We start from the raw sequence: 456 nt of genomic DNA, 5'->3' as shown, positions 1-456 counted from the left end.
CGTGCGGCTGCGGCTCCCTTTTCGATGTCGCGATAGCGGGGACGGGATATACCCGCTAAGTCGGCGACCTGCTCCTGCGTCATGGCAGCGGCCAGCCTCGCCTGCCTGAAAAGCCCACCGATTTCGCGTAGGATTTCCGATTGAGGGTCCATATGATACGTAAGCGATCCATTCCAATGCTAGATGATATGGCAGAGTACCTCATCCAGTGATCGAGTCAACACGTTATGATCTGTTCGCGTATCATGCATCAGCCTTATGATACGTAAAGAGATCAACCATCCTGCATTTAGCGCCGCCCGACGGTGAACGCCGTCCGAGACTGACGCCCGATCAGCCCTCCGGAACTATCGGAATGTTAAATCAAGGCGGTCCGGCAGCTGAAATCGCTCGTCTCTTCTCGTCCATACGGCCGGCCGCGCTGACTGGGGGTCAATGTGGATCGCCACTCCTGTT

Annotated in this window: 1 protein-coding gene; it reads right to left on the bottom strand. The window is 56.4% G+C overall.

Annotation, left to right across the window (positions count from 1 at the left end; all coding sequences use genetic code 11):
• On the bottom strand, positions 1 to 152 hold a 152-nt coding region (locus X742_RS1000000173665; protein ID WP_023775687.1), incomplete at its 3' end, for a helix-turn-helix domain-containing protein.
• Between the last annotated feature and the right edge of the window lie 304 nt (positions 153 to 456).

The organism is Mesorhizobium sp. LNHC229A00 (assembly GCF_000502415.1).
In the GTDB taxonomy this organism is placed as follows: Bacteria; Pseudomonadota; Alphaproteobacteria; order Rhizobiales; family Rhizobiaceae; genus Mesorhizobium.
Note: the sequence above shows the minus strand (reverse complement) of the source record. Positions and strands in the feature narration are given on the sequence as shown.